This is a genomic window from Serratia sp. CY81684, assembly GCF_052166595.1.
GTDB classification, from domain to species: Bacteria; Pseudomonadota; Gammaproteobacteria; order Enterobacterales; family Enterobacteriaceae; genus Serratia; species Serratia nematodiphila.
Map to the genome: position 1 here is coordinate 436746 of NZ_JBJNOO010000004.1, position 19714 is coordinate 456459.

General features: G+C 61.2%; 19 protein-coding genes. 15 read left to right on the forward strand and 4 right to left on the reverse strand.

Translation table 11 applies throughout. The annotated features are described in order from the left end of the window. Positions 1-21: 21 nt before the first annotated feature. Positions 22-1641, reverse strand: a complete 1620-nt coding sequence (locus ACJ8QF_RS17030) for an ATP-binding cassette domain-containing protein (RefSeq protein ID WP_442537712.1) — start codon at positions 1639-1641, stop codon at positions 22-24. A 307-nt stretch (positions 1642-1948) separates the two neighbouring features. Here ACJ8QF_RS17030 and ACJ8QF_RS17035 point away from each other — a divergent pair, with 307 nt between their 5' ends. Continuing rightward, positions 1949-3970 carry an oxidoreductase gene (locus tag ACJ8QF_RS17035; RefSeq protein ID WP_442537713.1) on the forward strand — a complete coding sequence of 674 codons (2022 nt, stop codon included), beginning with the start codon at positions 1949-1951 and terminating at the stop codon, positions 3968-3970. A gap of 194 nt (positions 3971-4164) precedes the next feature. Here ACJ8QF_RS17035 and rlmG read toward each other — a convergent pair whose 3' ends face one another. Then, positions 4165-5304 (reverse strand): 23S rRNA (guanine(1835)-N(2))-methyltransferase RlmG, encoded by a 1140-nt coding sequence (gene rlmG / locus ACJ8QF_RS17040; RefSeq protein ID WP_442537714.1) that lies wholly within the window; start codon positions 5302-5304, stop codon positions 4165-4167. A gap of 149 nt (positions 5305-5453) precedes the next feature. Here rlmG and ACJ8QF_RS17045 point away from each other — a divergent pair, with 149 nt between their 5' ends. From ACJ8QF_RS17045 to sstT, 5 genes are all read left to right on the forward strand, one after another. Further along, positions 5454-5960, forward strand: a complete 507-nt coding sequence (locus tag ACJ8QF_RS17045; RefSeq protein WP_033632026.1) for a M48 metallopeptidase family protein — start codon at positions 5454-5456, stop codon at positions 5958-5960. A gap of 49 nt (positions 5961-6009) precedes the next feature. Further along, positions 6010-6990 carry a Gfo/Idh/MocA family protein gene (locus tag ACJ8QF_RS17050; RefSeq protein ID WP_049241481.1) on the forward strand — a complete coding sequence of 327 codons (981 nt, stop codon included), beginning with the start codon at positions 6010-6012 and terminating at the stop codon, positions 6988-6990. Between the two features lies 1 nt (position 6991). Continuing rightward, positions 6992-7723: a glutamine amidotransferase gene (locus ACJ8QF_RS17055; protein ID WP_004937150.1), complete on the forward strand. Its 732-nt coding sequence runs from the start codon at positions 6992-6994 to the stop codon at positions 7721-7723. Positions 7724-7975: 252 nt separating this feature from the next. Then, a complete protein-coding gene (locus ACJ8QF_RS17060) occupies positions 7976-8944 on the forward strand; it encodes a TerC family protein (protein ID WP_015379153.1) in 969 nt (322 codons plus the stop codon). Between the two features lie 262 nt (positions 8945-9206). Then, positions 9207-10442, forward strand: coding sequence for a serine/threonine transporter SstT (sstT, locus tag ACJ8QF_RS17065; protein WP_004937146.1), 1236 nt, complete (start codon positions 9207-9209; stop codon positions 10440-10442). A 53-nt stretch (positions 10443-10495) separates the two neighbouring features. Here the strand turns inward: sstT and ACJ8QF_RS17070 are convergent, their stop codons facing one another. Together ACJ8QF_RS17070 and uxaC are read right to left on the reverse strand one after the other, a co-directional pair. Further along, positions 10496-11983 (reverse strand): UxaA family hydrolase, encoded by a 1488-nt coding sequence (locus ACJ8QF_RS17070; RefSeq protein WP_021505094.1) that lies wholly within the window; start codon positions 11981-11983, stop codon positions 10496-10498. A 20-nt stretch (positions 11984-12003) separates the two neighbouring features. Beyond that, the gene (gene uxaC, locus ACJ8QF_RS17075) at positions 12004-13416 is read right to left on the reverse strand and encodes a glucuronate isomerase (protein WP_004937143.1); all 1413 of its coding nucleotides are present in this window, start codon (positions 13414-13416) and stop codon (positions 12004-12006) included. A 295-nt stretch (positions 13417-13711) separates the two neighbouring features. On the opposite strand from uxaC, the gene ACJ8QF_RS17080 reads away from it, so the two are divergent. The 9 genes from ACJ8QF_RS17080 to ACJ8QF_RS17120 all read left to right on the forward strand — a co-directional run bounded on the left by ACJ8QF_RS17080 (position 13712) and on the right by ACJ8QF_RS17120 (position 19500). Next, complete coding sequence (locus ACJ8QF_RS17080; RefSeq protein ID WP_015379157.1) at positions 13712-15010, forward strand: MFS transporter; 1299 nt, start codon at positions 13712-13714, stop codon at positions 15008-15010. Positions 15011-15129: 119 nt separating this feature from the next. After that, entirely contained in the window at positions 15130-15906 is a 777-nt protein-coding gene (gene exuR, locus ACJ8QF_RS17085) for a transcriptional regulator ExuR (RefSeq protein WP_442537715.1), read from the forward strand. A 186-nt stretch (positions 15907-16092) separates the two neighbouring features. Continuing rightward, positions 16093-16539: a hypothetical protein gene (locus ACJ8QF_RS17090; RefSeq protein WP_004937135.1), complete on the forward strand. Its 447-nt coding sequence runs from the start codon at positions 16093-16095 to the stop codon at positions 16537-16539. A 136-nt stretch (positions 16540-16675) separates the two neighbouring features. Continuing rightward, positions 16676-17356 (forward strand): DedA family protein, encoded by a 681-nt coding sequence (locus ACJ8QF_RS17095; protein ID WP_004937132.1) that lies wholly within the window; start codon positions 16676-16678, stop codon positions 17354-17356. Beyond that, complete coding sequence (gene mzrA / locus ACJ8QF_RS17100; RefSeq protein WP_004937130.1) at positions 17353-17727, forward strand: EnvZ/OmpR regulon moderator MzrA; 375 nt, start codon at positions 17353-17355, stop codon at positions 17725-17727. Before ACJ8QF_RS17095 ends, mzrA begins: the two co-directional genes overlap by 4 nt. A 243-nt stretch (positions 17728-17970) precedes the next feature. Then, the gene (locus ACJ8QF_RS17105) at positions 17971-18342 is read left to right on the forward strand and encodes a DUF1090 domain-containing protein (protein ID WP_442537716.1); all 372 of its coding nucleotides are present in this window, start codon (positions 17971-17973) and stop codon (positions 18340-18342) included. A gap of 164 nt (positions 18343-18506) precedes the next feature. Beyond that, entirely contained in the window at positions 18507-18812 is a 306-nt protein-coding gene (locus ACJ8QF_RS17110; protein ID WP_004937125.1) for a DUF883 family protein, read from the forward strand. A 2-nt stretch (positions 18813-18814) separates the two neighbouring features. Continuing rightward, complete coding sequence (locus ACJ8QF_RS17115) at positions 18815-19216, forward strand: phage holin family protein (protein ID WP_033636106.1); 402 nt, start codon at positions 18815-18817, stop codon at positions 19214-19216. After that, positions 19213-19500 (forward strand): YqjK-like family protein, encoded by a 288-nt coding sequence (locus tag ACJ8QF_RS17120; RefSeq protein WP_004937121.1) that lies wholly within the window; start codon positions 19213-19215, stop codon positions 19498-19500. The genes ACJ8QF_RS17115 and ACJ8QF_RS17120 overlap by 4 nt, the downstream gene beginning before the upstream one ends. Positions 19501-19714 lie beyond the last annotated feature (214 nt).

Sequence of the window (19714 nt, forward strand, 5' to 3'; positions counted from 1 at the left end):
TCAGATCGCCGCCCGCCTGCCTCACCAGGCCTGAAGCCGCCAGCCATCCGCCTGCCGGTTCAGGCGATGCGTCGGCCGCAGCGCCTGCAGGAAGTCTTCGTCATGCGACACCACCATCATCGCGCCAGGGAAATCCGCCAGCGCGGTTTCGATCGCCAGCGACGACGCCAGATCCAGGTGGTTGGTCGGCTCGTCGAGCAACAGCAGCTGCGCCGGTTGTCGCCGCCACAGCGCGCAGGCCAACGCCGCCTTCAGCCGTTCACCGCCGCTCAGCGAGCCCAGCGGCAACGCGATGCGATCCGCGCCAAGCTGCAACTGCGCCAGCCGGGTGCGCAACGCGCCTTCCGCCAACGGCGAATCCTGTAGCCCCAGATGCTCCATCACCGACAGGCCCGGGTCGAGCTGCGACAGGGTTTGATCGAGGTAGGCGGTCGACAGCGGACAATGACAATGGCCGGAAAGCGCCGCCAGCAGCCCGAGAAGGGTCTTCAGCAAGGTGGATTTTCCGCAGCCGTTGGGGCCGGTCAACGCCACGCGCATCGGGCCGTCGATACGCAGATCCAGCGGCGGCGCGCTGACGAACGGCAGCTGCAGCCGCTCGAGCACCAGCACCTGCTTGTTCGCGTTCACTTCACTGCCCGGCAGCGCCAGCAACACCGGCGGTTCCTCCTCCACCCGCTGATAGGCTTCACGCACCGCCACATCGAGGCTGTCGCGCCGATCCTGATGCTGTTTGCGCAGCGTGCCGAGGCTCTCCTTCGCCGCCGACTTGTAGGCCACCCGTTCGAAAGAGGCGATATTCAGCGTATCGACGACGCGCAGCGTTTGCGCCGAGCGCCGCTGGCTCATGTCGTGCTCTTTCTGTTGGCGAGCGCGGGTGCGGCGGCGCTCCTCGCGCGCATGCTCCAGATCGGCGCGCGCCGCCTGCTGCTCCGTATCGCGCTGGCGCCGGTAGTCCTCATAGTTGCCGCCGTAGCTGCGCAGCGCGCCGGGCGTCAGTTCGACGATGCGCTCCATGCGCCCCAGCAGCTGCCGGTCATGGCTGGCGATCAACAGCCCGCCCCGCCACTGATCCAGCTGCTGATACAGCCAGGCGCGGCCGGCGCTGTCGAGGTGGTTGGTCGGTTCGTCCAGCAGCAGAAAATCCGCCTCGCCGAGCAAGGCGCCGCACAGCGACGCGCGCATCCGCTCGCCGCCGCTCAGCGAACTGGCGGATCGCAACGGATCGAAAGCCGGCAACCCGGCGGCGGCAAAGGCGTTTTGCAGACGATCGTGAAGATCCCAGCGCCCTTCCAGACGATCGATATCGTCCGTCAACGGCCGCCCCTGCTCGAGACGCGCCAGCGCGGCGAACACCTCACCGTAGCCCAGCAGCTGCGCCAGCGTAGTGTGCGGCGCGATCTCCGGCTGCTGCGCAACGTAAGCCAATGCGGCATGAGATTCAACGTGCCCGTTGCCCGGCAGATCCAATCCGGCGATCAGGCGCAGCAGCTGGGTTTTGCCGACGCCGTTGCGCCCTACCAGGCCGCAGCGCGACCGATCAAAAGCGAGATCCAGCGGGCCGAACAGCGTTTCGCCGTCAGCAAATTGGCAGGTCAGTTGATGTAAAACGAAATAAGGGGACTGCGCAGAATGAGCCATAAGCACTCCTGAATGAGATCAAAACATCCCCACAGGGCGCGAGAGCGCACGGCGTGGGACCAGATATCAACAGGCGTGGTTGTTCATTTTCGGTTATGGCTCCGCAGAGAGAAGGAATTTGCAACGCGTAAAGGCTAACCGATCTTTTGTTCGTTATGCAAACAGAGTCTGAGATTCATGACATCTATCACATTCGGCGCAACGCAGATTCCCAAGCGGCGCGACAACGGCTAGATTTATCTCATCCGACCACTTGTGTTCACATAATTATAACAACGGGCCCCGATTTCACCCGATGGAGAGTGCAATGAGCAATTACCCTCACCTGCTGGCGCCGCTGGATCTCGGCTTCACCACCCTGAAAAACCGGGTGCTGATGGGATCGATGCATACCGGCCTGGAAGAGCTGCCCGACGGCCCGCAGCGCCTGGCCGCGTTCTATGCCGAGCGCGCCGCCGCCGGCGTGGCGCTGATCGTCACCGGCGGCATTGCCCCGAACGAACAGGGCGTGGTGTTTCGCGGCGGTTCGCTCCTCAACAGCGAGGCGCAATTGCCTCACCACCGACCGGTGACCGAGGCCGTCCATCAGGCGGGCGGCAAAATTGCGCTGCAGATCCTGCACACCGGCCGCTACAGCTATCAACCCAAACTGGTGGCCCCTTCCGCGCTGCAGGCGCCGATCAACCCGTTTACGCCGAGCGCGCTCAGCGAAGCGGAGATTGAGCAAACCATCGCCGATTTCGCCCGCTGTGCGGCGCTGGCGCAGCAGGCCGGCTACGACGGCGTTGAGGTGATGGGTTCCGAAGGCTATCTGATCAACCAATTCTTGACGACGCGCACCAACCAGCGCGACGACCAATGGGGCGGCAGCTTCACCAATCGCATGCGCTTCGCCGTCGAAACCGTCAGGGCGGTGCGCCAGGCCGTGGGCCCGGAATTCATTCTGATCTACCGGCTGTCGATGCTCGATCTGGTGGAAGACGGCTCCAGCTGGCAGGAGATCGAGCAGCTGGCGCTGGCGATCGAACAGGCGGGCGCCACGATCATCAATACCGGCATCGGCTGGCACGAAGCGCGTATTCCGACCATCGCCACCATGGTGCCGCGCGCCGGATTCAGCTGGGTGACCCGCAAGCTGATGGGCAAGGTCAGCATCCCGCTGATCACCACCAACCGCATCAACGATCCGGCGGTGGCCGAGCAGGTGCTGGCGGACGGCTGCGCCGACATGGTGTCGATGGCGCGTCCGTTCCTCGCCGACGCCGCCTTTGTGCAGAAAGCCGCCGAGGGGCGCGCCGACGAGATCAATACCTGCATCGGTTGCAACCAGGCCTGTCTCGACCAGATCTTTGAAGGCAAGCTGACCTCCTGTCTGGTCAACCCGCGCGCCTGCCGTGAAACCGAAATGCCGCTGACAATGGCGGAAAAGCCGAAAAAACTGGCGGTGGTCGGCGCCGGCCCCGCCGGTCTGGCGTTTGCCACCACCGCCGCCAGCCGTGGCCATCAGGTGACATTGTTCGACGCCGCCGAGCAGATCGGCGGCCAGTTCAACATCGCCAAGCAGATCCCCGGCAAGGAAGAATTCCATGAAACCCTGCGTTACTTCCGCCGCCAGCTGGCGCTGCGTGAAGTGACGGTCAGGCTGGGCGTCAAGGTCGAGGCGGCGGATTTAAGCGAATTCGATGAGGTGATCCTCGCCTGTGGCATCGTGCCGCGCACCCCGGATATTCCCGGCATCGGGCACGCCAAGGTGCTGAGCTATCTGGATGTGCTGCGCGATAAAAAACCGGTCGGCCAGCGGGTGGCGATCATCGGCGCCGGCGGCATCGGCTTCGACACCGCCGAGTACCTTAGCCAGCACGGCGTCTCCAGCAGCCTGGATCAGGCGGAATTCAACCGCGAATGGGGCATCGACGGCCGCCTTGAGCAGCGCGGTGGGCTGGCGGAGCAAGGGCCGCAGGCGCCGCGCGCCGCCCGGCAAATCTACCTGTTGCAACGCAAAACCAGCAAAGTGGGCGAAGGCCTGGGCAAAACCACCGGTTGGATCCACCGCGCCAGCCTGGCGATGCGCGGCGTGAAGATGCTCAACAGCGTCAGCTATCGGCTGATCGACGACGAAGGGCTGCACATCACCCGCGCCGAGCAAGACAGCTGCCTGCCGGTGGACACGGTGGTCATTTGCGCCGGGCAGGAACCGCGCCGCGAACTGCAGCAGCCGCTGCTGGCGATGGGCAAAACCGTGCACCTGATCGGTGGCGCCGACGTGGCCGCCGAGCTGGACGCCCGCCGCGCGATCGATCAGGGTACGCGGTTGGCGATGGCGCTGTAAAAAAGGGGCGCCCGGCGCCCCTGATATTGATGACAAACCTCATCCCCATGCCGGGTTGGCAGAGAGCAGCGAATAGAGAACAAGGAAAATCAATTTATTGATTTTCGGCTGATATCCACAAAGGGGGAAAAACCACGCTTTTTCCCCCTTTGTCTACAGCCTGAGGGGCGCCCGGCGCCCCTTGTTATTCACGCTCAGCGACGCGCGCCGGATTTCACCGCTCGAAGGATCACGAACTTCTTGTTCGAGGCCACCAGCGTACAGTTGCCGAACAGGCGCTTGAGCTTCTGGTGATAATCGAGGTGACGGTTGCCGACGATGCGCAGTTCGCCGCCCACCTGCAGGCAGCGCTTGGCGTCACAGAACATCTGCCAGGCGGTGTGATCGGTAATGGCGTGCTGCTGGTGGAACGGCGGGTTGCACAGCACCGCCTGCACGCTTTCGCGCTCGATGCCCGCCAGCGCGTTGTTCACCTCAAACTGACAGCGATCCAACTCTTGCGGCAGGTTGTGCTCCACGTTCAGCTCGCTGGAAGCCACCGCCATGTAGGATTCATCGACAAAGGTCACCTGCGCTTCCGGGTTTTGCGCCAGCGCCGTCAGGCCAATCACGCCGTTGCCGCAGCCCAGATCGACGATATGGCCGTTCAGGCCGCGCGGCAGATGCTCCATAAACAGGCGCGCGCCGATATCCAGGCTGCCACGCGAGAAGACGTTGGCGTGGTTGTGGATCAGCCAATCGGTGCCGTCCAGCGTCCAGTTGGTGGTTTCCGCCGCCGCCGGCGGGACGATGTCCGCCGCCTGGCAGAAGATCAGGCGCGCCTTCTTCCATGCCAGGCTGGTGCGCGTTGGGCCCAGCACTTTTTCAAACAGCTGCATCGTCGAGGTGTGCACGTCGCGCGCTTTGGCGCCGGCAACGATCAGCGTGTCTTCGGTCACGACGTGGCGCAGCGCGCGCAGCTGCTGTTCCAGCAGCGCCAGCGCTTTCGGCACGCGAATCAGCACCACCGCCGGCGCCGCCGGCAACTCGGCCAGGCTGTCCAGCAGCGTGACCTGCTCGGGATCCAGACCGTTGAGTTTGAGGTTGTGGCGCGTCGCCAGCTGGCTCATGTACGAGTCGCTGACGTTGTAAGGGCGATGCGCGTGCAACGCACAGGCCAGGGTGCCGAAGTTATCGTTGAAAATCAGCACCGGGCGGCCGCCGATATCTACGTTTTCAAGCTGTTGCAGCAGATATTCGTCCGCCGCTTCCCACGCCTGCAGTTGGGTGGATTCTTCCTGTTGGGGATAACGCTCCAGCTCAAGTTGCTGTGTTCCCAGATCGAGTTGGCTCATTGCCCCTCCTGACTGATAAAATTTGGGCTGTTTATCCCCTAAAAACGCCCGTCAGTAAAATGTTTTTTCGGATAAATTGCGTATGTCAGGATTTGAGCGAAAAAACAGCATAGAATGACCGGCTGAATGGCCGTTGATACGGAACAAGAATGTCTGAATTGACCTACCTGCAAGGCTACCCGGCGCATCTGCAAAGCCAGGTGCAACAACTGATCCATCAAAACCGGCTGGGAGACGTGCTGCTGCAGCGCTATCCGCAGGTGCATGACTGCACCACCGACAAGTCGCTGTATCAGTTTACCGTCGATCTGAAAAACCAGTATCTGCGCAACGCCCAGCCGCTGAGCAAGGTGGCCTATGACAGCAAGATCCACGTCATGAAGCACGCGCTGGGCCTGCACACCGCCATCTCGCGCGTGCAGGGCGGCAAGCTGAAGGCCAAGGCGGAAATTCGCGTGGCGACGGTGTTCAAGGTCGCGCCTGAGCCGTTCCTGCGCATGATCGTAGTGCATGAGCTGGCGCACCTGAAAGAGAAAGATCACAACAAGGCGTTTTACAGCCTGTGCTGCCACATGGAGCCGGATTACCACCAGCTGGAGTTCGATACCCGGCTGTATCTGACGCACCTTTCGCTGTTCGGCGAGCTGTATGCATAGCGAGTGAGGGCGTGATAATCTGCGGTTTTAGGCTGGACCGGAGCTCGCCATGATTCGCTTTGCCGTCGTCGGCACCAACTGGATTACGGAACGTTTTATCGATGCCGCCCATGAAAGCGGCAAACTCAAGCTGAGCGCCGTGTATTCACGCTCGCTGGAGCAGGCGCAGGCGTTTGGCGCCAACTATCAGGTCACGCAGTTTTTCGACTCGCTCGAGGCAATGGCCCAGTCCGATGCCATAGACGCGGTGTATATCGCCAGCCCCAATTCCCTGCACTGCCCGCAATCGCTGCTGTTCCTGCGTCATAAAAAGCACGTGATCTGCGAAAAACCGCTGGCCTCCAACCAGCGCGAAGCGGAACAGCTGGTAGCCTGCGCGCGGGAAAACCAGGTGGTGCTGTTCGAGGCGTTCAAAAGCGCCTATCTGCCGAATTTTCTGGCGCTGCAACAGGCATTGCCGAACGTCGGCCGGCTGCGCAAAGCCTTTATCAACTACTGCCAATACTCTTCGCGCTATCCGCGCTACCTGGCAGGCGAGAACCCCAACACCTTTAACCCGCAGTTCTCCAACGGCTCGATCATGGATATCGGCTACTACTGCCTGGCCAGCGCGGTAGCGCTGTTCGGCGCGCCGCAGTCGGTGCTCGCCAGCGCCACACTGCTCGATACCGGCGTTGACGCCCACGGTACCGTCTGCCTGAACTACGGTGATTTCGACGTCACGCTTTCCCATTCCAAGGTCAGCGACTCGGCGATCCCCAGCGAGATCCAGGGGGAGGAAGGCACGCTGATTATCGACAAGATTTCCGAGTGCCAGGGCGTGGCGCTGACGCCGCGCGGCGGCAACCGCCAGGATCTGAGCCAGCCGCAGCACATCAACACCATGCTGTATGAGGCGCTGGCCTTCGCCGAGCTGGTTGAGCAGCATCAGGTTGAACATCCGGGGCTGGAGAATTCGCTGATCGTCGCCCGCCTGCTGACCGATATCCGCCGCCAGACCGGCGTCGTCTTCCCCGCCGACGGAGAATGAGATGAAACCGCTGCTCGTGATGCAAACCGGTGACGCGCCGCAGGCCATTCGTCAGGAATTGGCCAACTTTGAAGGCATGTTCCTGCAACAGGGCAATATCGACGCCGAACGCGCGCACATCGTGCACCTGCCCGCCGGCGAACGGCCGTTGCCGCCTGCCGCCTATTGTGGCGTAGTCATCACCGGCTCGCCGGCGATGGTGACCGAACGGCTGCCGTGGAGCGAGGAAGCCGCCGAATGGCTGCGCCAGGCGATGGCGATCAAACTGCCGCTGTTCGGCGTCTGCTACGGCCATCAGCTGTTAGCCTACGCGCTCGGCGGCGAAGTGGGCTACCACCCGCAGGGCATGGAGGTGGGTACGCTGGAGATCGAACTGCTGCCCGCCGCGGCCGACGATCGGCGGCTCACCCTGCTGCCGCCGCGCTTCAAGGCCAACCTGATCCACTCGCAGAGCGTGCTGACGCCGCCCGCCGGCGCGCAGACGCTGGCGCGTTCGCAGCAGGACGCGCACCAAATCCTGCGCTATGGCGATCACGCCCTGACCACCCAGTTCCACCCGGAATTCAACGGCGCGGTGATGAGCCAGTATCTGCAGTGGCTCGGCGAGCTGCATCCTGAGCAGCAGGCCCGCTATCAACAGCAACAACAACAGGTTAGCGACACGCCATTCAGCCGCCTGCTGCTGCAGGGATTCGTCGTCAGCCTCGGCGCGCAAAAAGCGATGGCCGGTTAACGCGATTCACGTTGACCGCCGACACATTTTGCATTACTTTCTGCTCTGCAAAGGGGAGTAACTTCATTGCCGGTCAATCGTCATTACGATGCGCAAGCATCCGGTTACCGGGCAACCTGATGTCAAAGGTGTAACCACCTTCATCAACGTTGTAAGTGAGACCTTGCCGGAAGGCGAGGTTTGCTTGCAGCGTTCACAGAGCGGCTGGCGTCTTCCGACGTTGGCCGTTTTTGTTTTTGAAGGATACCTCTGATGATGAATTCCGTTGGCACACCGTGGTTATGGGGCAGCTTTGCCGCCGTCATAGTCGTGATGCTCGCAATCGATCTCCTGTTGCAGGGCCGTAAAGGCGCGCACACCATGACTATGAAGCAGGCCGCCAGCTGGTCGCTGGTGTGGGTCAGCCTCTCCCTGCTGTTCAACTTCGGTTTCTGGTACTACCTGAATGAAACCGCCGGGCGCGCCGTCGCCGATACTCAGGCGCTGGCCTTCCTGACCGGCTACCTGATCGAAAAAGCGCTGGCGGTGGATAATGTGTTCGTCTGGCTGATGCTGTTCAGCTACTTCGCCGTGCCGGCCAACCTGCAACGGCGGGTGCTGATCTACGGCGTGCTGGGGGCGATCGTGCTGCGTACCATCATGATCTTCGCCGGCAGCTGGCTGGTCAGCCAGTTCCAGTGGCTGCTGTACCTGTTCGGCGCTTTCCTGCTGTTCACCGGTATTAAAATGGCGCTGGCGAAGGAAGATGACTCGGCGATCGGCGACAAACCGCTGGTGAAATGGCTGCGCAGCCGCTTGCGCATGACCGACAGCCTGGAAGGCGAGCGTTTCTTCGTGCGCCGCAACGGCATTCTGTTCGCCACCCCGCTGGTGCTGGTGCTGATCCTGGTGGAACTGAGCGACGTGATTTTCGCGGTGGACAGCATTCCGGCGATCTTCGCCGTGACCACCGATCCATTCATCGTCCTGACCTCCAACCTGTTTGCCATCATGGGCCTGCGCGCCATGTACTTCCTGCTGGCCAACGTGGCGGAACGGTTCTCGATGCTGAAATACGGCCTGTCGGTGATCCTGGTATTTATCGGCATCAAGATGCTGATTATCGACTTCTTCCACATCCCGATCGGCGTGTCGCTCGGCGTGGTGGCGGGCATCCTGACGTTCACCTTGCTGATCAACGCTTGGGTCAATCACCGCAACGATCGCCTGGCGAAAAAATAACCATAATCTGTTATCCGGGGCGCTAGTCGCCCCGTGATTGTTTGGCAATTCCCCCAAAACGCCAAACGTTATTGCGATCACACAAATGTAACCAGTATGTTATCAAGTGTTGATCCGCGCTCAGAATTTCACCCTCGCCTCTTTCCAACATCATTCGATTGCTGAATACTGATTCGGCAAACACACTTAGTTACAGAATCATATAAAGCTGCCCGGCGTCGTTCCCGCCGCGGCGGCCAGATAACATCAGGAAGAAAGCACTATGCAAAAACTACTACAAAAGATCACGCAGGGCAGCCTGGTCAAACAAATCATGGTCGGCCTGGTGGCCGGCATTCTGGTGGCGCTGGTTTCACCGGCGGCGGCAGCGGCGGTTGGCCTGCTCGGCACCCTGTTCGTCGGCGCGCTGAAAGCGGTGGCGCCGGTGCTGGTGCTGATTCTGGTCATGGCCTCGATCGCCAACCATAAACAGGGGCAGAAGACCAACATTCGCCCGATCCTGTTCCTCTACCTGCTGGGCACCTTTGCCGCCGCGCTGGTGGCGGTGGTCGTCAGCTTTATCTTCCCTTCCACGCTGGCGCTGACCACCGGCGCGACGGACATTACCCCGCCGGGCGGCATTGTGGAGGTGATGAAGGGCCTGTTGATGAGCGTGGTGGCCAACCCGTTCCATGCGCTGATTAACGCCAACTACATCGGCATTCTGGCCTGGGCCGTCGGTCTGGGGCTGGCGCTGCGCCACGCTTCCGAGACCACCAAGGGGCTGATCAACGACATGTCCCATGCGGTCACGCTGGTGGTGCGCGCGGTGATCCGCTGTGCGCCGCTCGGCATCTTCGGCCTGGTGGCCTCCACGCTGGCGGAAACCGGCTTCGGCGCGCTGTGGGGCTACGCCCAGCTGCTGATGGTGCTGCTTGGCTGCATGCTGCTGGTGGCGCTGGTGCTCAACCCGTTGATCGTTTACTGGAAGATCCGCCGCAACCCGTATCCGCTGGTGTTCGCCTGCCTGCGCGAGAGCGGCGTGACCGCCTTCTTCACCCGCAGCTCCGCCGCCAACATCCCGGTGAACATGGAACTGTGCAAGAAGCTGAACCTGAATGAGGACACCTACTCGGTTTCCATCCCGCTGGGCGCCACCATCAACATGGCCGGCGCGGCGATCACCATCACCGTGTTGACGCTGGCGGCGGTAAACACGCTGGGCATCGCGGTGGACGTCCCGACCGCCCTGCTGTTGAGCGTGGTGGCGGCCCTCTGCGCCTGCGGCGCCTCCGGCGTGGCCGGCGGTTCGCTGCTGCTGATCCCGCTGGCGTGCAACATGTTCGGCATTCCGAACGACGTGGCGATGCAGGTGGTGGCGGTCGGCTTTATCATCGGCGTCCTGCAGGATTCGGCGGAAACCGCCCTCAACTCCTCCACCGACGTGCTGTTCACCGCCGCGGCCTGCCAGGCGGAAGACCAGCGGCTGGCGAACGAAGATCCGCTGAAGGTGCGTTAATCGCGCGTTGCTTCATCAAAAAGGCGCTCCTTCGAGCGCCTTTTTTGTCAGCCTTACAGCGTCACCCCGCTTTTAAAGATCGCCAGCTCGCGGAAGTCGTTGGTTTCATTACGCGCCGGACGCCCGTTGGCGATCTCGACAATCAGATCGATGAAGCGGCTGAGCAACGTCTCCATCGCCACGCCGTGGATCAGGCTGCCGGCGTCAAAATCGATCCAGTGCGGTTTCTTCGCCGCCAGCTCGCTGTTGGTCGCCAGCTTCACCGTCGGCACAAAGCCGCCGTACGGCGTGCCGCGCCCGGTGCTGAACAGCACCATATGGCAGCCGGCGCCGGCCAGCGCGCTGGTCGCCACGGCGTCGTTGCCCGGCGCGCTGAGCAGATTCAGCCCCGGCACACGCAGCCGCTCGCCGTATTTCAGCACGTCCACCACCTGGCTTAGCCCCGCCTTTTGGGTGCAGCCGAGCGATTTCTCCTCCAGCGTGGTGATGCCGCCGGCCTTGTTGCCCGGCGACGGGTTCTCATAAATCGGCTGCTGATGGGCGATGAAATAGCGTTTGAAATCGTTGATCATGTCGACGGTTTTGTCGAAGGTCTCCCCATCGCGGCAGCGGCTCATCAGAATGCGCTCGGCGCCGAACATCTCCGGCACTTCGGTCAGCACCGTGGTGCCGCCGTTGGCGATCACATAATCGGAGAACCGCCCCAGCAGCGGGTTGGCGGTGATACCCGACAATCCGTCCGAACCGCCGCACTCCAGGCCAAACTTCAACTCGCTCAGGCGGCCCGGCTCGCGGCGATCGTGGCGCATCTCCCGGTACAGCTCGTGCAACAGCGCCAGCCCGGCTTCCACTTCATCGTCCTGTTGTTGGCACACCATAAAGCGCAGCCGCCGCTCGTCCTCTATCCCCAACGTGGCGCGAAAGGCATCCACCTGATTGTTCTCGCAACCCAGCCCGATCACCAGCACCGCGCCGGCGTTGGGATGGCGCGCCAGGTTCTGCAGCATGATGCGGGTGTTGGCATGATCCTGCCCCAGCTGCGAGCAGCCGAACGGGTGACTGAACAGATGCACGCCGTCGATCCCCTCTGCCTGCGTTTGCTGCAAAAAGCGTTGCTGGATCTGGCGAGCGATACCGTTGACGCAGCCGACGGTCGGCACGATCCACAGCTCATTGCGGATCCCCACTTCGCCGCCGGCCCGTCGGTACAACTGCACCTCGCGATCCGCGGCCTGCGGCGGCAACGTCGGGAATTGCGGCTGGTAACGGTAGCTGTCCAGATCGCTCAGGTTGGTTTTGGCGTTTTGCGAATGAATATGCTCCCCCGGCCCGATGGCCGCGAGCGCATGGCCGATCGGCTGGCCATATTTGATGATGTCCTCGTCCTTGGCGATCGGGCCGAGCGCAAATTTGTGCCCGCGCGCCACCGGCTGCGCCAGTTGGATGACCGCGCCTTCCAGCTCAACGCACTCTCCGGCAGCCAGATCGCGCAGCGCCACCGCCACGTTATCCTGCTCGTGAATCTTTATCGTACTTTGCATAAACCGGTCCCGGATAACGGCTACGCCAGTTCAATGGCGAAATAGTCCTTGGCGTTGTCGAAGCAGATGTTTTTCACCATTTCGCCCAGCAGCGCGATATCCGCCGGCGCTTCGCCGTCCGCCACCCAGCGGCCGATCATCTGGCAAAGAATGCGGCGGAAGTATTCATGGCGCGTATACGACAGGAAGCTACGACTGTCGGTCAGCATGCCGACGAAGCGGCTCAGCAGCCCGAGCTGCGCCAGCTGCGTCATTTGGCGCTGCATGCCGTCCTTCTGATCGTTGAACCACCAGCCGGAACCGAACTGCATCTTGCCCGGCGTGCCTTCCCCCTGGAAATTGCCGATCATGGTGCCGATCACTTCGTTATCGCGCGGGTTGAGGCAGTAGAGAATGGTTTTCGGCAGGCCCCCCTGCCGCGCCTGGGCATCCAGCAGCCGCGACAGCGGCTCCGCCAGCGGCCGATCGTTGATCGAGTCGAAGCCGATATCCGGCCCGACGGCGGCCAGCATGCGGCTGTTGTTATTGCGCAGCGCGCCGATGTGATACTGCTGCACCCAGCCGCGGCGCCGGTATTCGCCGGCCAGGAAAAGCAGCACCGCGCTTTTGAACTGGGCGCTCTGTTCCGGCGTCGGCAGCTCGCCGTTCAGACGGCGCAGCAGGATCGCATCCAGCGCCGCTTCATCGGCCTCGCCGAACACCACCACGTCCAGCGCATGGTCGGCCACCTTGCAGCCGTGGGCGGCGAAGTGATCCATGCGCTTGTACAGGGCGTCGCACAGCGCGCTGAAGCGGCCGATGGCGGTATCCGCCGCCGCCTCCAGCTGCCGCAGATAGTCATTGAAGCCCGGTGCATCGACAGTGAAAGCCTTGTCCGGCCGCCAGCTCGGCAATACCTTGATATCGAAGCCACGATCGTCGGCGATCGCCCGATGATGGCGCAGATCGTCGATCGGATCGTCGGTGGTGCCGACCATTTTCACATTCATCTGCCGCATGATGCCGCGCGCGCGAAACTCATCCTGCGCCAGCAGCGCATTGCCGCGCTGCCAGATCTCATCCGCCGTGGCCGGCGACAGCAGCGTATCCGTGATGCCGAACGGCCGACGCAGCTCCAGATGCGTCCAGTGATAGAGCGGGTTGCCGATGGTATGCGGCACCGTGGCGGCCCAGGCGTCGAATTTCTCACGATCGCCCGCATCGCCGGTACACAGCCGCTCCGCCACGCCGTTGGTGCGCATCGCCCGCCATTTATAGTGATCGCCCCGCAGCCAGATATCGTACAGGTTGCTGAAGCGGGTGTTCTCCGCGATCTGCTGCGGCGGCAAATGGCAGTGATAATCGAAAATCGGCTGTGGCGCCGCATAGTCGTGATACAAGCGCCGGGCAAATTCGTTGTCCAGCAGGAAATCTTCGCTCAAAAACGTCGCCATCTCGGGCTCCTTACTTGCCGTGCGGCACGGGGTTCGAATCACAAAAGTTATCACACCAATTTTCACAAGCGTCCAGCAAATTTTTCCCATGAGCTGCTGATTTAAGGTCCTTCAATCCCTTTTTCGCTCAATTTTACGGCAAATATGCGGTGTAAACGCACTATTTCACCGGCGACAGTATCGCTCAGGCGAATAATTCCTTTTGTGATATCACTCAACTTTTAAACCTGTATGACAGGTTATTGTCTCGCCAGCCGCATCGACGGCCACACCTTCAAACGGGGAGACATTTCGGATGCGTAAAATTAAAGGGTTACGCTGGTACATGATCGGACTGGTGACCATCGGCACCGTGCTGGGCTACCTGACCCGCAACGCCATCGCCGTCGCGGCGCCGACGCTGGAAGATACGCTGCACATCACCACCCAACAGTATTCCTATATCGTCGCCGCCTATTCCGCCTGCTACACCGTGATGCAACCGGTGGCGGGCTATGTGCTGGACGTGCTGGGCACCAAGGTCGGTTACGCCATGTTCGCCATTCTGTGGGCGCTGTTCTGTATGGGCACCGCGCTGGCCAACAGCTGGGGCGGCCTGGCGCTGGCGCGCGGCGCGGTCGGCATGGCCGAGGCGGCGATGATCCCCGCCGGGCTGAAGGCCAGCAGCGAGTGGTTTCCGGCCAAAGAGCGTTCGATCGCCGTCGGTTATTTCAACGTGGGTTCATCGATCGGTGGCATGATCGCCCCACCGTTGGTGGTATGGGCCATCGTGGCGCACAGCTGGGAAATGGCGTTCATCATCACCGGCGTGCTGAGCCTGATCTGGGCCATTTGTTGGCTGCTGTTCTACAAACACCCGAAAGATCAGAAGAAACTGAGCCAGGAAGAGCGCCGTTACATCCTCGAAGGCCAGGAAGCCCAGCACCAGACCTCTAACGCCAAAAAGATGTCCGCCTGGCAGATCGTGCGCAACCGCCAGTTCTGGGGCATCGCGCTGCCGCGCTTTCTGGCGGAGCCGGCGTGGGGCACCTTCAACGCCTGGATCCCGCTGTTCATGTTCAAGGCCTACGGTTTTAACCTGAAAGAGATCGCCATGTTCGCCTGGATGCCGATGCTGTTCGCCGATCTCGGCTGCATCGTCGGCGGTTATCTGCCGCCGCTGTTCCAGAAGTATTTCAAGGTCAACCTGATCGTCTCACGCAAGCTGGTGGTGACGATGGGGGCGGTGTTGATGATCGGCCCCGGCATGATCGGCCTGTTCACCAGCCCTTACGCGGCTATCGCGCTGCTGTGCGTCGGCGGCTTCGCCCATCAGGCGCTGTCCGGCGCGCTGATCACCCTATCTTCCGACGTGTTCGGCCGCAATGAGGTGGCGACTGCCAACGGCCTCACCGGCATGGCGGCCTGGACCGCCAGCACGCTGTTCGCCCTGGTGGTCGGCGCCCTGGCGGACACCCTCGGCTTCAGCCCGCTGTTCGCCGCGCTGTCGGTCTTCGATATTCTCGGCGCCATCGTCATCTGGACGGTGTTGCAAAACCGTCCGGCCGCCGAAACCCAGCCGGCCACGCTGCAACCGGCCCCGGCGCGCAGCTGATCCCGCCGCCCGGCCGCCGCGCCGGGCCTCTTGCTCCTCTGGCAGCGGTGCCGAATAAGTGGTATAACAAATCCGACGGCCACGCGCCCCTTCCCACCGCACCGTATAGAGCATTCACTATGGAATTCACCGAAACCAGACGCCTGTATCAGCAACTGGCCGCCGAGCTTAAGCAACGCATCGAAAGCGGCCGCTACCCGGTAGGCGACAAGCTGCCGGCCGAACGATACATCGCCGAAGAGATGAATGTCAGCCGTACCGTAGTGCGCGAAGCGATCATCATGCTGGAAGTGGAAGGCTATGTGGACGTGCGCAAGGGATCCGGGATCCACGTGGTGTCCAACCAGCAAAAGCACCTGGTGGTGCCGGGCGACAGCATCGAGTTCGCCACCGCCGGCCCGTTTGAGCTGCTGCAGGCGCGCCAGCTGATTGAAAGCAACATCGCCGAGTTCGCCGCCACCCAGGTGACTAAACAAGATATCGTGCAGTTGATGGAGATCCAGGAGCACGCCCGTAAAGAGGATCGCTTCCGCGACTCGCAGTGGGATCTGAAGTTCCACGTGCAGGTGGCGCTGGCCACCCAGAACACCGCCATGGCCACCATCGTGGAAAAAATGTGGGTGCAGCGGGTCAACAACCCTTACTGGAAAAAGCTGCACGAGCATATCGACGAACGCTCGATCGCCAGCTGGTGTGACGATCACGATCAGATCCTCAAGGCGCTGATGCGCAAAGACCCTTACTCCGCCAAACTGGCGATGTGGCAGCACCTGGAAAACACCAAACAGATGCTGTTCAACGCCACCAGCGATGACTTCGAATACAACGCCGATCGCTACCTGTTTGCCGAGAATCCGGTGGTGCATCTGGATGGCGTGAACCACGAGCCGAAATAGCCACGGCGGTCAAAAACCGTCGGCTTATGTCAGGTAATGTAAAATCCGCTGAATCGATGCCGGAACCGCCGTTTGCCGTGTACTATTTCACCGTCGGCAACGTAGATTTCCCTGTTGCCAATCGTGCTATTTTGGTAGAGTTAGCCCACTTTTTTACCCATTGCTGCGGGGGCGGGACGCGAATAAATGCGCTGGTTGTTTGCCATGCTGATTGCTGTTTTCTGCTGGACCGGTTCGGTCTCCGGCCAACAGCTATGCGTGGCGTCACCCAAGCCAACCCCCAGCGCGCTGAGCAGCCTGCCGCTGCTGGCGGAGCCGGCGCTTTCCCCCTATGATCATGTGTATCGGGCGCCGGCCGAAGCGCGCCGCAAAGCCCCCGGCAAGTTGCCGCTGCTGCTGCCCAGAGCGCACTCTTTCTCCGGTTCGCTGCTCGCATCCTCCCTGCCGGCGCCGGTCTATACCCTGGCCGCAGAGCCGGGTTACCGAATTCGCTTCCCCCGCCAGGACACCCCGGCTCCCAACCGGCTTGCCCAGGTCGACTGGATGCTGGACGCTTCCAGGCAACAGAGTCGCCAGGCCGGTTGGAAAGAAAGCAACATGCAGTACCGTGGCACGCTGACTTACCACCTATGACCGGTGTCGCACCGCTTAGAAACCTTAAAGCAACGCCGTTTCATCGTTATCAGCACTCAGGATCGCCGCGCGCTTTCAGCTCACGCCCGCTCCGCCGCTGAGATAAAAATAAACAATGACGTTTTAGGAACACCGGATGGACATCATTAAAGAACTGATACATGCCTTATGGCAGCAGGATTTTGAGACGCTGGCGAACCCCTCGTTGGTGTGGACCCTCTACATCCTGCTGTTCATGATCCTGTTTTTGGAGAACGGCCTGCTGCCGGCCGCTTTCCTGCCGGGTGACAGCCTGCTGATCCTGGTCGGCGTGCTGATCGCCAAAGGCACCATGGGCTTCCCATTGACCATCGTTATCCTGACCGTCGCCGCCAGCCTGGGGTGCTGGGTCAGTTATATACAAGGCCGGTGGCTCGGCAATACGCGAACGGTGCAAGGCTGGCTTTCGCATCTGCCGGCCCACTACCATCAGCGTGCACATAACCTGTTCCACCGTCACGGCCTTTCCGCCCTGTTGGTCGGCCGCTTCCTGGCCTTCGTGCGCACCCTGCTGCCGACCATCGCCGGCCTGTCCGGCCTGAGCAACGCACGCTTCCAGTTCTTCAACTGGATGAGCGGCCTGCTGTGGGTCTTGATCCTGACGACGCTGGGCTTCGCCCTGGGGAAAACTCCGGTGTTCCGCAAGTATGAAGATCAGCTGATGTTCTGTCTGATGATGTTGCCGCTGGTATTGCTGGTGGTCGGTCTGGTCGGCTCGCTGATCGTGCTGTGGCGCAAGAAGCGCGCCAACAGCCAGAACCCGGGGAAAGGGGCGTGACAGCAAAGCGCCCGCGCTGGCAATACGTCCTGATGATCGCGCTCGCCCTGCTGGCGCTGGCGACGCTGTTGGTGCCCTGCATGGTGCGCACCGAGAGCGAGCTGCGCATTCGCGCCAGCCAGCAAGGGCTGTCGCTGCCCGACGGTTTTTATGTCTACCAGCGCCTGGATGAACGCGGTATCCGCATCAAAAGCATCACGCCGGAAGGCGATGGTCTGGTCATCCGTCTGGATTCGCCGGAGCAGCAGTTGCTGGCGCGCGAAGCGCTGCAAACAATTCTGCCACCCGGTTACCATATAGCATTGAGCGAGTCCCCCGTGCCGTCGCATTGGGTGCGCGAATTTGCGCGCTCCCCGCTCAATCTGGGATAATCCCCCTTAATATGAAGGGGTTTCCTTTCATTGCCATAATCTTCATTTTCATTCGCATCGATTAGCTCAAGAATTAATCAGTCAGCACTGGGTCACGGCTGATTCTTTGGGGGCTCGCCGGTTTCATGACTATGCTGAAGGGTAACTTCAGCCGGCGATGAACGCCCTCCTCTCGCGCTGCCGCCTTCGGCAGTCAGGAAAGCGGATGCCTGTTCAGGCATCCCATGAAAAAGGAACTGAAAGATGAAATTACGCCACTCACTGTTACTGCTGTTACCACTCTGCACGCTGCCGGCGTTCGCTTCGGCCGCTGAGGGCGGCTGCGCCGCCAAAGCGCAAGACATCCAGCAGCAAATTGACTACGCCACCCAACACGGCAACACCCACCGCGTGGAAGGGCTGAAAAAAGCGCTGAGCGAAGTGCAGACTCACTGCACCGAAGCCGGCCTGCAGGCCGAACGCCAGAAAAACATCGCAGAGAAACAGCGCAAGGTCGAAGAACGCCGGCAGGAGCTGAAAGAAGCGCAGCAAACCGGCAAGCTGGACAAGGTCGCCAAGAAGCAGCAAAAGCTGGCCGAAGCGCAGGCTGAATTGAAACACGCCCAGGCGGAATAATTTTTTTACACCAGCGGATTTATCGATGAGAGCCCCATCACACGGGATTTCTTAAGCATATGGAATTGATGTCTGGTGTTATCTGCTGGTCATCACCCCTTTGCTCCGGCGAAAAAATCCGCTATGTTAAAAGTCTGTCGAAATAAACGTTAAGGAATAATCACATGGCACATGATTCAAATGCAGAAAACTTACGCGCTGAACTGAAGTCCTTAGCCGATACGCTGGAGGAAGTGCTGAACTCCTCCACCGACAAGCCGAAAGCCGAGCTGGAGAAGCTGCGCTCGAAGGCGGAAGGCGCGCTGAAAGAGACTCGCGCTCGCCTGAGCGACGCCGGTGACAAGCTGGCTTCGCAAACCAAACAGATCGCCGGCCAGGCCGACGACTATGTGCGCGACAACCCGTGGACCGGCATCGGTATCGGCGCGGCGGTCGGCGTGGTGTTGGGCGTGCTGCTCGCGCGTCGTTAATCATGGCTGAACAACCGCAAGTGCGCGCGCAGGGCCCCGCCAAAGGGGTCCTGGATATCGGTCAGCGCATCATCACGATCCTGGTCGGCATGGTGGAAACCCGTGTCCGGCTGGCGGTCGTCGAGCTGGAAGAGGAGAAAGCCAACCTCATTCAGCTGCTGATCATGGCCGGTATGACGCTGCTGTTCACCGCCTTCGGTTTGATGAGCCTGCTGATCCTGATCTTCTGGGCCATCGATCCGGTCTACCGGCTGATGGCGCTGGGTGCCACCACTGGCGTGCTGCTGTTTCTGGCCGTGGTCGGCACCATCTGGACGCTGGTCAAGGCCCGTCGCACCACGCTGCTGGGCGCCACGCGCAAGCAGTTGGAACTCGACCGCGCCGAACTGGAGCGCGAGCCATGAGCCGCCGTCGCTACCTGGAATGGAAGAAAGAGAGGCTGATTCGCCAGATCCAGCAACAGCGTCTGGATCTGGCCGAACACAAGTCTTTGTGGCTGGAAAAAACCGAACGCATTGACCGCGGCTGGCAGACCGTTTTTGGCCTGCGCCGCTATCTGGTACTCGGTTCCAGCGTCATGGCGCTGTACGGCATCCGCCACCCCAGCAAGATGATCCGCTGGTCGCGTCGCGCTTTCGGTGCCTGGAGCGCTATCCGACTGTTTAAAAAGACCTTCTCCGCCAAGTAAGCCCCGCGTTTTTCCTTCAAACATCCTGTTGCTCTGCCCTCGTTTTTCCCTTAAAACAGCGCTGTTTATCCCGAGGGCTGGGCAACCTGCTGACAAGCGTCAGTTTATTAGCACGCTAAAGATTCAGATTTTTTGAAAAATTACGACAGTTTTACTTGCTAACAACCTGAGCACTTCCCGATTAACATTCACTCCATCAATACGATATGGGCCG

Bases quoted from the DNA above. Each gene is read 5' to 3' on its own strand.
- ACJ8QF_RS17030 (WP_442537712.1), bottom strand. From the start codon at position 1,641: ATGGCTCATTCTGCGCAGTCCCCTTATTTCGTTTTACATCAACTGACC.
- ACJ8QF_RS17035 (WP_442537713.1), top strand. From the start codon at position 1,949: ATGAGCAATTACCCTCACCTGCTGGCGCCGCTGGATCTCGGCTTCACC.
- rlmG (WP_442537714.1), bottom strand. From the start codon at position 5,304: ATGAGCCAACTCGATCTGGGAACACAGCAACTTGAGCTGGAGCGTTAT.
- ACJ8QF_RS17045 (WP_033632026.1), top strand. From the start codon at position 5,454: ATGTCTGAATTGACCTACCTGCAAGGCTACCCGGCGCATCTGCAAAGC.
- ACJ8QF_RS17050 (WP_049241481.1), top strand. From the start codon at position 6,010: ATGATTCGCTTTGCCGTCGTCGGCACCAACTGGATTACGGAACGTTTT.
- ACJ8QF_RS17055 (WP_004937150.1), top strand. From the start codon at position 6,992: ATGAAACCGCTGCTCGTGATGCAAACCGGTGACGCGCCGCAGGCCATT.
- ACJ8QF_RS17060 (WP_015379153.1), top strand. From the start codon at position 7,976: ATGATGAATTCCGTTGGCACACCGTGGTTATGGGGCAGCTTTGCCGCC.
- sstT (WP_004937146.1), top strand. From the start codon at position 9,207: ATGCAAAAACTACTACAAAAGATCACGCAGGGCAGCCTGGTCAAACAA.
- ACJ8QF_RS17070 (WP_021505094.1), bottom strand. From the start codon at position 11,983: ATGCAAAGTACGATAAAGATTCACGAGCAGGATAACGTGGCGGTGGCG.
- uxaC (WP_004937143.1), bottom strand. From the start codon at position 13,416: ATGGCGACGTTTTTGAGCGAAGATTTCCTGCTGGACAACGAATTTGCC.
- ACJ8QF_RS17080 (WP_015379157.1), top strand. From the start codon at position 13,712: ATGCGTAAAATTAAAGGGTTACGCTGGTACATGATCGGACTGGTGACC.
- exuR (WP_442537715.1), top strand. From the start codon at position 15,130: ATGGAATTCACCGAAACCAGACGCCTGTATCAGCAACTGGCCGCCGAG.
- ACJ8QF_RS17090 (WP_004937135.1), top strand. From the start codon at position 16,093: ATGCGCTGGTTGTTTGCCATGCTGATTGCTGTTTTCTGCTGGACCGGT.
- ACJ8QF_RS17095 (WP_004937132.1), top strand. From the start codon at position 16,676: ATGGACATCATTAAAGAACTGATACATGCCTTATGGCAGCAGGATTTT.
- ACJ8QF_RS17105 (WP_442537716.1), top strand. From the start codon at position 17,971: ATGAAATTACGCCACTCACTGTTACTGCTGTTACCACTCTGCACGCTG.
- ACJ8QF_RS17110 (WP_004937125.1), top strand. From the start codon at position 18,507: ATGGCACATGATTCAAATGCAGAAAACTTACGCGCTGAACTGAAGTCC.
- ACJ8QF_RS17115 (WP_033636106.1), top strand. From the start codon at position 18,815: ATGGCTGAACAACCGCAAGTGCGCGCGCAGGGCCCCGCCAAAGGGGTC.
- ACJ8QF_RS17120 (WP_004937121.1), top strand. From the start codon at position 19,213: ATGAGCCGCCGTCGCTACCTGGAATGGAAGAAAGAGAGGCTGATTCGC.